Source organism: Shinella sp. AETb1-6 (genome assembly GCF_009826875.1).
GTDB lineage: Bacteria > Pseudomonadota > Alphaproteobacteria > Rhizobiales > Rhizobiaceae > Shinella > Shinella sumterensis.
The window spans coordinates 50079-63807 of record NZ_WUMM01000019.1 but is presented as its reverse complement, the minus strand read 5'-3'; the positions used below and the strand labels follow the sequence as shown (position 1 = coordinate 63807).

Genomic DNA, 13729 nt, shown 5'->3' with positions numbered 1-13729 from the left:
GGGAACGAGACGCGGGACGTTCTTGGCGATGATCGGCTCGCGGAAGATGACGCCGCCGAGGATGTTGCGGATCGTGCCGTTCGGCGACTTCCACATCTTCTTCAGCTTGAATTCCTCGACGCGGCCTTCATCAGCCGTGATTGTCGCGCATTTCACCCCAACGCCGTGGCGGCGGATCGCATGGGCCGCGTCGATGGTGACCTGGTCATCCGTCGCGTCGCGATTCTCGATGCTGAGATCGTAATATTCGAGATCCACGTCCAGATAGGGATGGATCAGCTTGTCCTTGATGAACTGCCAGATGATACGCGTCATCTCGTCCCCGTCGAGCTCCACGACGGGATTGGCAACCTTGATTTTCGTCATACGTCTACTCCCCAGACGGCATTATGCCGACTTTCCTTTGAACCGATATCAGCGGACGTCCCGCATATGTCCCTCTACGCTGCGCAGGTGGCGGCGCATGGCGTCAGCCGCAGCACTTCCGTCCCGGTTGGCGATCGCGTCGACGATGCGGGCGTGCTCCTCGAACGAGTGGTGGTCCGGCGGCGGGCGGACGGGCGTGTCGCGCAGCCGCCCCCACGTGACGGCACGACGCACCGCGTTCAGCGTGTCGAGCAAGCCGAGCAGCAGCGAATTCTGCGAGGCTTCGCCGATCAGCCGGTGCAGGCGATTGTCCCATTGCTCGTAGAGCCGCCACGTCGGCGCCTGCTGCGCCTTGAGCATGGCGCTCCGCAGTTCCGCAATCTGGCTCGGCGTTGCGTTGAGCGCTGCACACCGTGCAACCTCCGGCTCGAAGGCAATGCGCGCTCCCATGACCTCCAGCGGATTGGTCCGGTGCACCATGGCGTTAATGTCGGCGACCGTGTCGATCGGCCGCTCACCGGTGAACGTCCCCTTCCCCACATGCCGCCACACCACACCCTCCGCCTGCAAGGTAGCCAGCGCCTTGCGCAGCGCACTGCGGCCGACGTCAAGTGACTCAGCAAGATCGCGCTCCGGCGGCAATCGCCCCCCGTCAGGGAGTTGCGCCGTCGCGAGGAAGTCCCGGAGGCGGGAAAGCACGGCCGCATCGGTGTTTTCAATCATTGCTCTACCCGAACCAATTCTGCATTGGTTCGCTTATATGGGATCAATTGGGCAGTGTCAACGCTTCGAGAGGCGTTTAGCAGAGTGTATATATTTTCGAATAATAACAGTTATTTAATCGGGATAACATTGGAGTTCTTGCCTTAATTGCGGCGGTGCAGCACGTTTAGTTGGTTGACACAATATCGGATTAATGGAGAATTGGTTACATATTGGGTGGAGGAAAACCCAGTTTGGGAGGAAAACAATGAACATGTTTGCCAGACGAATGAGGGCGTCGGCCGTTGCGGCCGCGCTCTGCCTTTCTGCCATGGTGCCCGGTGTGGCGTCTGCCGATCCCATGCGGATCGCTTTTGGCGATATCGCGACGGTGGAATCGCTTCATCTCCTGGCCGCGATCGAGCGCGCCAAGGAAAAAGGCGTCGAGATCGACGTAACCTATCTCAAGAGCGAAGACATCGCCGCCCAGGCGGTCGTCAGCGGCCAGGCCGATATCGGCATCGGTGGCCCCTACGCCCTGCTTCAGAAGGTGAAGGCGCCGATCCGCATCTTCCTGCAGCTCTCGAAGCTCCAGTTCTACCCCGTCGTCAACACGGAGTTCTACAAGGAGTGGGGGGACCTCGACGGACAGGAAGTAGCCGTGCATTCGCGTGGCTCCGGCACTGAGGCGATCATGCGCCTGATGGCCGACAAGAACGGCATCGCCTATTCCAACATCTCCTACGTTCCCGGCGCGGAAGTGCGCACCGGTGCGCTCCTGCAGGGCAATGTCAAGGCGACGATCGTCGACAGTTCCGGCAAGCGCGTGCTGGAGAAGGAGGCGCCCGGCAAGTTCGCGTTCCTGCCACTCGGCGAGGTAAGCGCGACGGACGAGGCCCTCTTTGCCAATACGGACTATCTTTCGAAGAACGAGAAGGACGTGGAAATTCTCGTCGAAGCGATCCTCACCACCTGGCGCGAGGTCGCGGCGGACCCGAAGGCGGCGATCGCGCTCCGCGACAAGTACAAGCTCCTGCCGGATGCGACGCCGGACATGATCGCCGATATCGAACCCTACTTCACCGAGGCTGCCGCGGCGCTGCCGCTCAACGGTGGCGGTGAGGATGCGGCAAAGGACGACTTCGAGTTCTATACCGTCTCGGGCGCGCTGGAAGGCAAGGCAACGGATCTCAAGGTCGAGGACTTCTGGGACCTCGACGCGCTCAACGCTGTTCTCGCGAAAATCGGAACCAAGTGATGCACATGGCCGCTACACCGCAAAAGGTCGGCGCGACGGGAGGGGCCACGGATGGCTCCTCCACCCTCGCCGACATGATCGCCGACTTCGCCACACGCCGGAAATCCTTATGGGTGCTGGTGTCGCTCGCGACCCTCTTCACAGCCTGGGAAATCGCCGGTCGCGTACCGATCAGCTTCGCCTTCCCCACCTTCCTCGAAACCGTCTCCGCCCTTCTCGAGATGGCGTTCGACGGCACGCTGCTGCCCGCCTATGCCATCACGTTCCAGCCGCTCGTCATCGGCGTTGCCGTCTCCGCCGTGCTGGGCATCGGCCTTGGCATCGTGATGGGGCTTTCGGACAAGGCGGAATGGCTTCTGGCGCCGGTCTTCATCGTGCTCCAGGCAGCCCCCATGGCGGCATTGGTGCCGCTTGTCACCTTCATCTACGGCATCGGCCTGGTTGCCAAGACGCTCGCCGTCATCATGCTGGCCCTGCCGGTCATCGTGCTCAATTCCTACAAGGCGGTCCGGCACGTGAATCCATCGCTCGTTGACATGTGCCGCTCCTTCCAGGGCAGCCGGCTGCAGCAGATCTTCAAGATCATCATTCCGGATGCGACGCCCGTTCTCTTTGCGGGGCTTCGTCTCGGCATCGCTGCCGGCTTCATCGGCGTCATGCTGGCCGAACTGCTGATCACGCCGACCGGCATCGGCGATCTCATCACCTATCACCGTTCGATTGCCAACTACGCGCACATGTACGCGGCTGTCGCCTCCATCATCGCCGTTTCGACGCTGACGCTCGCCGGCCTGCAATATGTCGAGGTGCGCTTCCTGCGGCCCGAAAAGAGGAGAAAGTGACATGGCCACATCCATAAGTGCCCGCGTGGCCAATCCTGCCGCAATCACTACATCCGATGCCATCGTCGAGGTGCGTGACATCGGCAAGCGCTACGGCGACATCGAGGCGCTGCGCGGCATCAACCTCGAATTCGAGCGTGGCAAGCTGACGACGCTGCTCGGCCCCTCCGGCTGCGGCAAGACAACGCTGCTGAAGATCATCGCTGGCCTTGTGCCTGCCACGTCCGGCGATATCCGGGTCAATGGCAAGGTGGTGACCGGCCCTGGACCTGAACGCGCGTTCGTCTTCCAGGATTTTGCCCTGATGCCCTGGGCCACCGTGCTGCGCAATGTGGCTTTCGGCCTCGAACTGAAGGGTATCGGCCTGGCGGAACGCAACCGAACGGCCCGACACTACATCGCCGAGGTCGGATTGTCCGGCTTCGAGGAGAAATACCCACACGAGCTTTCCGGCGGCATGCGCCAGCGCGTCGGCATCGCCCGCGCCTTCGCGGTCAATGCGGATGTGCTGCTTCTCGACGAACCCTTTTCGGCGGTGGACGAGCAGAACCGACGCAAGTTCCAGGAAGACCTGCTGATGCTGGTGGAGAAGGAGCGCAAGACCTTTCTCTTCGTCACCCACTCCATCGAGGAGGCCGTCTATGTCTCCGATCGCATCGTGCTGCTCTCCCCGCGCCCCGGCCGGGTCTCTCAGATCATCGAACCTTCGATCGACCGCTCCGCCGCTCCGGATATCATCCGCCGCGACAAGGGCTATCTCGACGTGGTGGAGGAGATCTGGCAGGGCCTGCGGCAATATGCGGAGTGAGGCGCCATGAAACTCTTCGGCATTAAAATCCCCATGATGACGGCCCTCCTTGTCTGGGCGCTCGTCTGGGAAATCGTCGGCAGGATGGACGTTATCTTTCTCGTTCCGCCGATGAGCGCGATCATCTCTGCCGGCTTCGACCTTGTCGCTACGAATTCCTGGCAGAGCGCGACCCTCGTTACGCTGCGTTCGTTCCTTACGGGCATGGCCATGGCAATCGGGATCGGCGTGCCGCTCGGCATCGCCATGGGCCGGTTCAAGATCGTCGACAACATCTTCGGCCTCTGGGTGAACATGTTCGTCAGCGCACCGCTATCAGCCCTTGTCCCGGTGCTGATGATCCTGTTCGGTCTCGGCGAAACAACTGTCGTGGTCACCGTCTTCCTCTTCGCCGTCTGGATCATCGTGCTCGACGCCCGCGCCGGCGTCATGCAGGTCCCGACATCGCTGATCGAGATGGGCCGAAGCTACGGCGCGTCGCGGCTGACGATCTTCACAAAGATCATCCTCTTCTCCGCCTTGCCGGAGATCCTGGCAGGCATCCGCATTGGCCTGATCCGCGGTGTCAAAGGGGTCGTGATCGGGCAGATCCTCGTCTCGATCATCGGATATGGCGAACTCTTCGAGCTCTATTCCCGCTCCTTCGACATGGAACGGTTCTGGGCTCTGACAATCCTCCTCTTCGCGGCAGCCATGCTACTGTCCGCGGCCGTGGAACATTTTGAAAAACGCATCGAATATTACGCAGGAGCGCGATAATGAACGACATGACCTCCATCAACCAGACAACCTATGTCATCGAACCGGCCGCCATCCCCACCCTTGCCGTGGCCGGTACCAAGGCGCTCTTTCCGGTGCACCGCATCTATTGCGTCGGGCGCAACTTCGCCGATCATGCCATCGAAATGGGCCATGACCCAAACAAGGAGCCGCCCTTCTTCTTCCAGAAGAATCCCGACACGATCGTTCCGGCGGGCACTGATTTCCCCTATCCGGGCGAGTCCAATGACGTCCATCACGAAGTCGAGCTCGTCGTGGCGCTCAAGGACGGCGGCGACAATATTCCTCTCGATAAGGCGCTCGACTGCGTCTACGGTTATGCCGTCGGCCTCGACATGACGCGACGCGACCTGCAGGCAGAGGCGAAGAAGGCCGGCAGGCCGTGGGAAACCGGAAAGGCTTTCGAGGCGTCCGCCCCATGCGGCCCGCTGCATCCGGTCTCGGAAGTCGGCCATCCGACCGAAGGCGCGATCTGGGCAAAAGTCAATGGCACAGTCCGCCAAACAGGTGATCTCAACCAGATGATCTGGAAGGTACCGGAAATGATCTCTTACCTCTCGCGCCTCTTCACGCTGAAGCCGGGTGACCTGATCTTCGCGGGTACGCCCGCCGGCGTCGGCGCGATCGTCAGGGGCGACGAGATGGTCGCCCATGTGGACGGCGTCGACGAGGTGACCTTCAAGGTTGCCTGACCCCAATGGTGGCGCGCTTCGGCGCGCCGCCTCCCCGACCGCATCCTTTACCAATATAAGACGATGCCAGCCTCGCTGCGGTACAAGGCTCTGTTGCAATCTACCCTACTTGATGGTCGAAAGCTTGGCAGAAAATCGGAAGCCTAGAGAGTGAACCGCGTGGACGGGAAGCTCCATGTCCAGCGCCCTCGCCTTTTGCCGTAACCGGCGGAGCACAGCATCGACGCGACGGCTATCACTGTCGATATCACGGTAGCCGAGCGCCAATGTCAGCTCGTCGCGCGAGACCGTTTCCTCTAAATGGGGAACTTCGCAGTCCATCCATCGTTTGGCTCAGCGCGACGCTCTTGTTGCGACCCAACAGTACCGATGGAGAAATTGATGACCTTAGCAGGCAAGAAGATCGCGATTCTGATCGCACCCCGAGGCACCGAAGAGCCGGAGTTCAAGCAGCCGAAGGACGCCGTCGAAGCGGCCGGGGCCGAGGTGATTGTCCTTGGGCTGGAAGCGGGCGAAGCAAAGACAAACAACAACGACCTTGATCCCGGCGGAAGCTACCAAGTCGACAAGGCCGTGAAGGACGTTTCCGCGGACGATTTCGATGGTCTCGTCATCCCCGGCGGCTCCGTTGGCGCCGATAAGTTGCGTGCCGATGCGACGACAGTGTCTTTCGTTCGTTCCTTTTTCGAACAGGCAAAGCCGGTCGGTGTGATCTGCCATGGCCCCTGGCTTCTCGTCGAAGCGGACGTTCTGAAAGGACGCACAGTCACCTCCTATCCGACCGTGAAAACGGACATCATCAATGCCGGCGGCAACTGGGTCGATAAAGAAGTGGTCGTTGACAAAGGATTGGTCACGAGCCGCAATCCAAAGGACCTGCCGGCTTTCTGCGCCAAGATCGTCGAAGAATTCGAGGAAGGGAAACATCCGCAGCAGGCCCGCAGCGCCTGATCGTGCTCAGGCTGAAGGCCGCCCCCTCCGTCGCCTTCCTGCGGCGGCCTCTCTCGCGGCGGCAACCGAAAGCTGGAACGCGTGCCAGAGCGGGTTGGGGCGGAAAAGACGAAGTACATTCTCTGTGCTTCCGAGATGCCCGCCCGGCTTCGGATGTCTCACCCGGCTCTAAACCGTATCACGAAGCGGCCGGGTGCTTTACCCGCTTCCAGCGCGACGAGGGCGTCGGTGGCACGGGATAGGTCAATCTCCTCAATCGGATTGAGAAGCGGCTGTTTGGCGTGCATGGCGACGACCTCGCGCATCTCCTGTCGTGTGCCGACACTGGTCCCGGTGATCGTAACGCCGGTTGCGGTCAGCCATTCCTGCACGAGCGGGACGGGATCGGAGACCAGTGCCGCCGCGACGATGCGGCCCCTCGGCCGGATCGACGCGACGATCGCCGACCAGGTCGCAGTTGTCGGCGCGAAATTGATTGCCGCGTGGAAGCCAGGATTTTCCGCCAGGCGTTGTTCGAGCCCCTCCCCTGCGACTTCCGTTTCGGCCGCACCATAACGCCGGGCATGTTCCAGCTTCGCCGGATCGCGATCGACGGCCACGACGTGAACGCCCATGCGGGCTGCGATCTGCACCGCGTAGAGGCCAAGTCCGCCACAACCGAACACGGCCAATCGTTCACCGGCCGTCACACCCGCCCTGCGAATGGCACCGTAGGCGGTGACACCGGCACACATGACCGGCGCCGTCGCCAAGGGGTCGACATCAGACGGTAGCCGAACGGCGAAGGCAGCATCGACGGCGACATATTCGGCAAAGCCGCCGGGCACGTTCAATCCATGGGCCCGCTGGTGCTGGCAGAAGGCCTCGTAACCATCGCTACATTCATCGCATCGCAGACAGGTGTCGTGCAGCCAGGGAACCCCGATCGTTTCGCCGACCGCCCAGCCCTGCACACCTTCGCCAATCGCCGCGACGACACCGACACCCTCGTGACCGAGGATAAACGGCTCCGGCGCGTGAGGCGGCCGTACGTCGCCTTTCCAGATATGGACATCCGAATGGCAGATGCCGCATGCCTGCAATCGGACAAGCAGCTGGCCGCGTCCCGCTAAGGGCCGCGGTACAAGTTTGACCTGCAACGGCTTCCCATGTCCCGCCAACACGGCGGCACGCATCGACGTCGTCGCCATTGTCGTCACTGGATATCGAGCTCCGCCTTGACCGCGGCCAAGCCCGGCTTGCCGTCTAACGTCTGCACATCCTTGAGCCAGGCATCGAGCTTCTGCGGGTTGGCCTTCAGCATCTTAATCGCGGCGTCGCGCGCTTCCAGTCCGTCTGTCATGATCATGTTCATGCCGGCGTTCTCGTAATCGATGTCGAAGACGAGGTTGCTGAAAAGCTTCGTCACGTTGGGGCACTGTTCGGGATAGCCCTTTCGGACGATCGTGCGCACCGTCGCACCGCCGAAATCGGGTCCGAATTCCGCGTCACCGCCTGCCAGATAGGCCATGTCCATGGTGACATTCATCGGATGCGGCTGCCAGCCGAGGAAGACGATCCACGCGTTCGTTTCGACGGCGCGCTGCACTTGCGTCAGCATTGCCGCTTCGCTGGACTCCACGACCTCCCAAGTGCCATCCAGTCCGTGGGCCTTCTTTTCGACCATGTCGAGTAGCGGTTTGTTGGATCCGGGTTCGATGCCGTAAATCTTGTGATCAAGCCGGTCTGCAAACCGCTGCAAATCGTCGAACGACTTCAAGCCTGCGTCGTGGACATATCTGGGCACTGCCAGCGTGTATTTCGCTCCCGTCAGGTTTGTCGCGACGGGGATGACCGAGCCATCGTCGAAATAGGGCTTGTAGTCGATGTCCTGCACCGGCCTCCAGTTGCCTAAGAACACATCGATATCACCGCTCCGCAGGGAATCAAACGTGATATTGAGAGCGAGAAGCGTCTGGCTGGGCTCATAGCCTAAGGCGCCCAGAATGAGTTCGGCGGTGGTGTTGGTCAAGGCGATGTCCGTCCAGCCAAGGTCTGAGAGACGCACCGCCTTGCATGCCTCGGCCTCACCGGCAAACGCCATATGGGCCTGCATTGGACACGCCACGCCCGCAGCGATGATCATCGCGAAAACTTTCCTGTTCATCAGCGTTCCCCTTTTGGTTTTCCACGAGGATAGGAACGGATATTTTTAAGGCAAGCAAAATTTTGTTAAAGCGTACAAAAAATTGATCTGCTACGGAAAATCCATGCAGCAGAAGCCGAAGAGACCACGTACCCGCATCGAGGACATCAGACGCGTCGAGTTGATCGACGCGGCGCACCGCATCTTCCTCAAGGAAGGATTGCGCGGATTGACGAGCACGAAAATCTGTTCGGAAGCAGGTCTCTCCCAAGGCATCCTCACCTACTACTTCAAGGACAAGGAAGAGGTTCTCTTTGAGATGGTGCGGATGAACAACCGCATCCTGGCCAACGAAATCGTCCTGAACCTTCGTCGTGCGCATTCAGGCTGGGAGAGGCTGATGGCGCTCATCGATGGAAACTTCCCGGCGCAACGCTTCGACAAGCAGGCGGCGAGCGCCTGGGTTTCGCTTTATGCCGAAGCCTCGCATAACGAACGTTACGCCCGCCTGCTACGACCCTATTACCGCCGCCTTCGGTCAAATGTGTCCAGCATCCTGAGACCCTATCTTGAGCAGGACAAGATCGATCACTTCAACCTTGGCTTTGCTGCGATGATCGACGGGCTGTGGCTGCGTCGGGGGCATGCGGACATTGATCTGTCCTTGGCGCAGGCGAAGTCTGTTCTGATCGACTATGTCGAGAAGGCGCTGCCCCATGAGGTCATTCGACTGCTCTCTGAGCCGAATTGAAACGGCGCGGATCGCGCGACCGGAGGGCGCTTACGGGGATGCGCAGTCGACGAACTACCGAAGCAGGCCGTCGAGGTCGAAGTCCTCCCAGCCTCGAAGGGGTGGACTGGGATCGTCGGCGCTCTTGTCCACCGTCTTCGACCGTTTGTTCTTCTTGGACAGCCGCGTCAGCTTCGCCTGATAGGCCGCCTGTAGTCTTTTCTCTGCTTTCGCCTCGGCATCCTCGACCCGCCACTCATCGACCGCGCCACGATTGAGGAGTTCATCCACGACCTTCGGCTCAAAAACGTGGAAGGTAATCTGCCGGGCTCGCCCGGCCAGCCTGACGGTTCTCGTCCCCGCGCTACGAAGACGGCCGTCCGCGAGCCAGCGATGCCGCTCGCTGGTCTTCATGCCAAGGATGTCTTCAATCTCACGCGGGATGACGGGAAGAAACGGAGCATCATCCAGCGCCTTGGACACGACCAGGACCGCAACGTTGAAAACAGCCTTTTCTTCGGCTCGCATCGCCAGAGTAAGATCACTTCCGTCGAGCATGACCGCTTTTTTGGAGATGGCCGGCAGCCGCGCCTGAATCTCCTGTAGGATACCTTTCGCGCGAACGGATGACCCCATCGTCACCGCGACCGGCAAAGTCCATGTTCTAATCAACTCGACGGTGTTCTTCTCGTGTTTTGGCATGCCAACTACATGGTGCGCGCGATATGCGGGGTCAATGGACACAAGCCGGCACTCCATATGAAATGGATTCAGGAATAGCTTCCTTAATCTTCCTTCGCTGAAAGCACCTTCTGCCAAAGCACATGCCGCGCGTCGGTTAACCTCGCTGCGGAGCGATCGAGGAAAGCGCGCTCATACACTGCTTAAGAGCAAGCTCGTCTCGCTGTTGGCGACACCATCGATCATGCGGACCTCACGCAGAACGCGGTCGAAATCCGAGAGGCTTGCGGCACGGATGTTAGCGATGAGGTCCCAATTGCCATTTGTCGTGTGCAGGGAATAGACTTCGGGCAAGCCCCGCATCTTGCGGATGACTTGAGTGGTTGATTTCCCTACCACCTCGATCATCATGACGGCGTGCACAGTCTGCTCGTCATAGTCCTCGCGGACGCGGACGGTGAAGCCGAGCAGCGTTCCCGTTTGCATCAAGCGATCGAGGCGGTTCTGGACCGTGCCGCGCGCGACGCTCAGCGCGTCTGCAAGCTTTGCAAGAGACGCGCGACCGTCAGCGCGCAAATGCGCGATGAGACGCCGATCGAGATCGTCGGGGATGTATTTTGCGATGTTCACGTGACGATTGCCCTTTTTAACAATTCCCGTGGTAATTTTGCACAAAGCTTTACGTAAATTGACACTATTCTGCAATTTTCGCCAGCAAGTTTGACAGCTATCCTGATGTTCGATCACAAGTGAGAGGGTAGCCCATGTCCGCACCGCAACCATCCGCCAAGGCATTCGTGCCCTTTGTCAGCGTCGAAACCATGATGCGACTTGTCCACCATATCGGCATCGAGACGATGCTCGTCGAACTCGCCGGTGCCATTGAAGCGGACTTTCGGCGCTGGGACGTTTTCGACAAAACGCCCCGGATCGCCTCGCATTCCAATGACGGTGTCATCGAGTTGATGCCGACATCGGATGGCGAGATCTATGCGTTCAAGTATGTGAACGGACACCCCAAGAACATGGCGCAGGGCCTCCAGACGGTCACGGCCTTTGGGCTGCTCGCACAGGTTTCCACCGGTTATCCGCTCCTGCTGACCGAAATGACACTCCTGACGGCGCTTCGCACCGCTGCGACGTCTGCCATGGCGGCACGTCACCTGGCGCCGAAGGGCGTGACGACCATGGCAATGATTGGCAACGGCGCTCAAGCCGAATTCCAGGCACTTGCGATGAAGGCCCTGCTCGGCATCAAGACCGTTCGTCTGTATGACATTGATCCGCAGGCCACCGAGAAAACACGCCGCAATCTGACGGGAAGCGGGTTGGAGCTTATTACCTGCAACACCGCGCAGGCCGCAATTGAAGGCGCGGGCATCATCACCACCTGTACCGCTGACAAGCAGTACGCCACGATCCTGACCGATAACATGGTCGGCGCGGGGGTACATATCAACGCGATCGGCGGTGACTGCCCGGGCAAGACGGAGCTGCATAAAGATATCCTTCTGCGAGCCGACACCTTCGTGGAATATTCTCCGCAGACACGCACCGAAGGCGAGATACAGCAGATGGCCGAGGACTATCCGGTGACCGAGCTATGGCAGGTTGTCTCCGGCGCGACGGCGGGCCGGCGTGATCAGAACCAGATCACACTCTTCGACAGCGTCGGCTTCGCCGTCGAGGACTTCTCCGCACTGCGCTACGTCCACCAGAAACTCAGCGGCACCGGGTTATCGCAGGATCTCGACATCATCGCCGATCCGGACGATCCGCGGGACCTCTTCGGCATGCTCCAGCGCGCGAAGTGAGCTCCAGCATGCGCCATTCCATCCAAGCCCCCGCAGCCGTCGTCATGGTTCGCCCCCACCATTTCACCGTCAACACCGAAACGGCGGCAGACAACAGCTTCCAGACTATCTCCGATCGCGGTGAGGATCTGGCCTTGAGAGCTTATGCCGAGATCACCGCCGCTGCGGCGACCCTGGAAAGCCATGGGGTCAAGGTCCATCTCTTCGAGGACGAAGGTACGTCAACTCCGGATTCCGTCTTTCCGAACAATTGGTTTTCCACCCATGCGGGCGGTCATGTCGCGATCTATCCGATGAAGGCTGAAAGCCGGCGTCGGGAGCGGCGATCCGATATTATCGAGATGCTGAAAACGGAATACCGGGTTCAGGATGTCATAGATTATTCCGGACTCGAGCCGGACGCCCTGTTCCTCGAGGGCACCGGCGCCATGGTGCTCGATCACATCGACCGCGTCGCCTATGCCGTTCGCTCGGACCGAACCAATCCGATCGCGCTGGAGCGGTTCTCGACCCACTTCAACTTCGAGCCCATGGCCTTCGAGGCCTGCGACAGCAAGGGTATGCCGATCTATCATACCAATGTGCTGATGTGCATCGGCACGGATTTCGCTGTCATCGGAACCGGGATGATCAGCGATAGACGGCGCCGCGAAGAGGTTGTGGGGCGCCTCGCACGCTTCGGTCGCCGGATCATCGATTTGAGCGAAGAGCAGATCGGTCGCTTCGCGGGCAATGCGCTGGAGTTGCAGGGAACCGAAGGCCGCATCCTCGCCCTCTCCTCGACAGCACTCGATGCGCTCGACGCTGGCCAGCGCGCGGCCATCGAGGAAAGTGTTCGTATTGTCGCGCTCGATATCCCGACTATCGAGCGGGCGGGCGGCTCTGTTCGCTGCACGCTGGCGGGCATCCATCTGACCCCGCGGCACTGATCGCAAGAACAAAAAGGCCCGCCTCTCGCGGGCCTTTCGCTTGTTAGGCGTTTGAACTCAGTCGGCCTGGCGCACAAGGACGCCCAGAGCCGTCGTGATCAGCCGTGCGAAGGTCAACGCACCGATGCCATCGACGTCACGCTCGGGCATGAACTCGACGAAATCCATTGCCGCGATCCGGCCCCGCGTCGCCGCGCCCTTAATGAGATCGACGGCCTGATAATAGCTGAGGCCACCCGGCGCACGGCCGATCACGCCCGGGATAAGGGCCGGGTCGAGCGCATCCGCATCGATGCAGATAATGATGTTGCTGCCGTTGGGAATACGCTCGAGCACCGCTTCGACGCCGTTCTTGTGCACGTCATAGGCCGGGAAAAACTCGGCACCCCATGCCACCGCGTCCTCGTAATCACTGGTCGCGGCCGAGCCGATGCCACGAGCACCGACCTGAATGATGCGCTCGATATGCGGCATTTCGGACGCGCGGCGCATCGTCGAGGAAAGGCCGAGCCGCTCACCCATATGGACCTCACGCCAGTCGATATGTGCATCGATCTGCAGGATGGTGAATTTCGCGCCGTTCGCCTGCGCACCGATTGCCTCAATCATCGGGATAGGGATGGAATCGTCGCCGCCGAGAAGCACCGGCACCGCCCCGCGTTTCAGGAAGGTCGAAACCGCGTCGGCGATCTTCTGCCGGTTTGCCGCGCTGTCCGCCTCATCGAAGGTGAGATTGCCGCAATCGACCGGCCGTAGCTTGGCGCTTGGGAAGACGGGGCCGCCGTGATCGAAATCGTGCCGATCCACATTGGCGGTCAACGAACCGGTCGCCTGGCGCAGGGCGTCCGGCCCGTTGCGGCAATAGGCGCCGACGGCGGCATAGGGCGTCGCGCAGGGCGCGCCGAGGATGGCGACCGGCGCGGTCATCGTCTCAAAATCGGCGCAGGCTTCCAGCCCCAGGAATGTCTTCGTTTCGGCCGCAGCGCCAAACAGCGCGCCGAGATCTGCCTTATTGTCCATGAACGTCTCCTCTGCCCGGCCGAACCGGGTC

At 60.6% G+C, this 13729-nt stretch carries 16 protein-coding genes; 9 read left to right on the top strand and 7 right to left on the bottom strand.

The window, feature by feature from the left end:
• Both GR158_RS23395 and GR158_RS23390 read right to left on the bottom strand, forming a co-directional pair.
• The coding region (locus tag GR158_RS23395) for an isocitrate/isopropylmalate family dehydrogenase (RefSeq protein ID WP_246665768.1) at nucleotides 1-366 on the bottom strand (366 nt) is incomplete at its 3' end.
• A gap of 48 nt (nucleotides 367-414) precedes the next feature.
• A complete protein-coding gene (locus GR158_RS23390) occupies nucleotides 415-1089 on the bottom strand; it encodes a FadR/GntR family transcriptional regulator (RefSeq protein WP_134651534.1) in 675 nt (224 codons plus the stop codon).
• Between the two features lie 247 nt (nucleotides 1090-1336).
• On the opposite strand from GR158_RS23390, the gene GR158_RS23385 reads away from it, so the two are divergent.
• The 6 genes from GR158_RS23385 to GR158_RS23360 all read left to right on the top strand — a co-directional run bounded on the left by GR158_RS23385 (nucleotide 1337) and on the right by GR158_RS23360 (nucleotide 6399).
• On the top strand, nucleotides 1337-2326 hold the full coding sequence (locus GR158_RS23385) for an ABC transporter substrate-binding protein (protein WP_160872800.1): 990 nt from the start codon (nucleotides 1337-1339) through the stop codon (nucleotides 2324-2326).
• Complete coding sequence (locus tag GR158_RS23380; RefSeq protein WP_134651539.1) at nucleotides 2326-3168, top strand: ABC transporter permease; 843 nt, start codon at nucleotides 2326-2328, stop codon at nucleotides 3166-3168. Before GR158_RS23385 ends, GR158_RS23380 begins: the two co-directional genes overlap by 1 nt.
• A gap of 1 nt (nucleotide 3169) precedes the next feature.
• Nucleotides 3170-3976 carry an ABC transporter ATP-binding protein gene (locus GR158_RS23375; protein WP_160872799.1) on the top strand — a complete coding sequence of 269 codons (807 nt, stop codon included), beginning with the start codon at nucleotides 3170-3172 and terminating at the stop codon, nucleotides 3974-3976.
• A gap of 6 nt (nucleotides 3977-3982) precedes the next feature.
• Nucleotides 3983-4735 carry an ABC transporter permease gene (locus GR158_RS23370; protein WP_134651543.1) on the top strand — a complete coding sequence of 251 codons (753 nt, stop codon included), beginning with the start codon at nucleotides 3983-3985 and terminating at the stop codon, nucleotides 4733-4735.
• Nucleotides 4735-5448, top strand: coding sequence for a fumarylacetoacetate hydrolase family protein (locus tag GR158_RS23365; RefSeq protein ID WP_160872798.1), 714 nt, complete (start codon nucleotides 4735-4737; stop codon nucleotides 5446-5448). The genes GR158_RS23370 and GR158_RS23365 overlap by 1 nt, the downstream gene beginning before the upstream one ends.
• 381 nt (nucleotides 5449-5829) lie before the next feature.
• Nucleotides 5830-6399: a type 1 glutamine amidotransferase domain-containing protein gene (locus GR158_RS23360; protein WP_134651549.1), complete on the top strand. Its 570-nt coding sequence runs from the start codon at nucleotides 5830-5832 to the stop codon at nucleotides 6397-6399.
• A gap of 158 nt (nucleotides 6400-6557) precedes the next feature.
• Here the strand turns inward: GR158_RS23360 and GR158_RS23355 are convergent, their stop codons facing one another.
• Together GR158_RS23355 and choX are read right to left on the bottom strand one after the other, a co-directional pair.
• A complete protein-coding gene (locus GR158_RS23355) occupies nucleotides 6558-7589 on the bottom strand; it encodes an alcohol dehydrogenase catalytic domain-containing protein (protein ID WP_160872797.1) in 1032 nt (343 codons plus the stop codon).
• 5 nt (nucleotides 7590-7594) lie between these two features.
• Nucleotides 7595-8545, bottom strand: a complete 951-nt coding sequence (choX, locus tag GR158_RS23350; protein WP_371731779.1) for a choline ABC transporter substrate-binding protein — start codon at nucleotides 8543-8545, stop codon at nucleotides 7595-7597.
• A gap of 103 nt (nucleotides 8546-8648) precedes the next feature.
• Here choX and betI point away from each other — a divergent pair, with 103 nt between their 5' ends.
• A complete protein-coding gene (gene betI, locus GR158_RS23345; protein WP_134651553.1) occupies nucleotides 8649-9275 on the top strand; it encodes a transcriptional regulator BetI in 627 nt (208 codons plus the stop codon).
• A gap of 54 nt (nucleotides 9276-9329) precedes the next feature.
• On the opposite strand, the gene GR158_RS23340 is transcribed toward betI, so the two are convergent.
• Nucleotides 9330-9956: a hypothetical protein gene (locus GR158_RS23340; protein ID WP_160872796.1), complete on the bottom strand. Its 627-nt coding sequence runs from the start codon at nucleotides 9954-9956 to the stop codon at nucleotides 9330-9332.
• Nucleotides 9957-10127: 171 nt separating this feature from the next.
• Nucleotides 10128-10565, bottom strand: coding sequence for an Lrp/AsnC family transcriptional regulator (locus GR158_RS23335; protein ID WP_160872795.1), 438 nt, complete (start codon nucleotides 10563-10565; stop codon nucleotides 10128-10130).
• A 134-nt stretch (nucleotides 10566-10699) separates the two neighbouring features.
• Between GR158_RS23335 and GR158_RS23330 the strand changes: the two genes are divergently transcribed.
• Together GR158_RS23330 and ctlX are read left to right on the top strand one after the other, a co-directional pair.
• Complete coding sequence (locus GR158_RS23330; RefSeq protein WP_160872794.1) at nucleotides 10700-11749, top strand: ornithine cyclodeaminase; 1050 nt, start codon at nucleotides 10700-10702, stop codon at nucleotides 11747-11749.
• An 8-nt stretch (nucleotides 11750-11757) separates the two neighbouring features.
• On the top strand, nucleotides 11758-12678 hold the full coding sequence (gene ctlX, locus GR158_RS23325) for a citrulline utilization hydrolase CtlX (RefSeq protein WP_246665767.1): 921 nt from the start codon (nucleotides 11758-11760) through the stop codon (nucleotides 12676-12678).
• Nucleotides 12679-12735: 57 nt separating this feature from the next.
• Here the strand turns inward: ctlX and GR158_RS23320 are convergent, their stop codons facing one another.
• The gene (locus GR158_RS23320) at nucleotides 12736-13698 is read right to left on the bottom strand and encodes an arginase family protein (RefSeq protein ID WP_160872793.1); all 963 of its coding nucleotides are present in this window, start codon (nucleotides 13696-13698) and stop codon (nucleotides 12736-12738) included.
• Between the last annotated feature and the right edge of the window lie 31 nt (nucleotides 13699-13729).

Bases quoted from the DNA above. Each gene is read 5' to 3' on its own strand.
- GR158_RS23390 (WP_134651534.1), bottom strand. From the start codon at position 1,089: ATGATTGAAAACACCGATGCGGCCGTGCTTTCCCGCCTCCGGGACTTC.
- GR158_RS23385 (WP_160872800.1), top strand. From the start codon at position 1,337: ATGAACATGTTTGCCAGACGAATGAGGGCGTCGGCCGTTGCGGCCGCG.
- GR158_RS23380 (WP_134651539.1), top strand. From the start codon at position 2,326: ATGCACATGGCCGCTACACCGCAAAAGGTCGGCGCGACGGGAGGGGCC.
- GR158_RS23375 (WP_160872799.1), top strand. From the start codon at position 3,170: ATGGCCACATCCATAAGTGCCCGCGTGGCCAATCCTGCCGCAATCACT.
- GR158_RS23370 (WP_134651543.1), top strand. From the start codon at position 3,983: ATGAAACTCTTCGGCATTAAAATCCCCATGATGACGGCCCTCCTTGTC.
- GR158_RS23365 (WP_160872798.1), top strand. From the start codon at position 4,735: ATGAACGACATGACCTCCATCAACCAGACAACCTATGTCATCGAACCG.
- GR158_RS23360 (WP_134651549.1), top strand. From the start codon at position 5,830: ATGACCTTAGCAGGCAAGAAGATCGCGATTCTGATCGCACCCCGAGGC.
- GR158_RS23355 (WP_160872797.1), bottom strand. From the start codon at position 7,589: ATGGCGACGACGTCGATGCGTGCCGCCGTGTTGGCGGGACATGGGAAG.
- choX (WP_371731779.1), bottom strand. From the start codon at position 8,545: ATGAACAGGAAAGTTTTCGCGATGATCATCGCTGCGGGCGTGGCGTGT.
- betI (WP_134651553.1), top strand. From the start codon at position 8,649: ATGCAGCAGAAGCCGAAGAGACCACGTACCCGCATCGAGGACATCAGA.
- GR158_RS23340 (WP_160872796.1), bottom strand. From the start codon at position 9,956: ATGCCAAAACACGAGAAGAACACCGTCGAGTTGATTAGAACATGGACT.
- GR158_RS23330 (WP_160872794.1), top strand. From the start codon at position 10,700: ATGTCCGCACCGCAACCATCCGCCAAGGCATTCGTGCCCTTTGTCAGC.
- ctlX (WP_246665767.1), top strand. From the start codon at position 11,758: ATGCGCCATTCCATCCAAGCCCCCGCAGCCGTCGTCATGGTTCGCCCC.
- GR158_RS23320 (WP_160872793.1), bottom strand. From the start codon at position 13,698: ATGGACAATAAGGCAGATCTCGGCGCGCTGTTTGGCGCTGCGGCCGAA.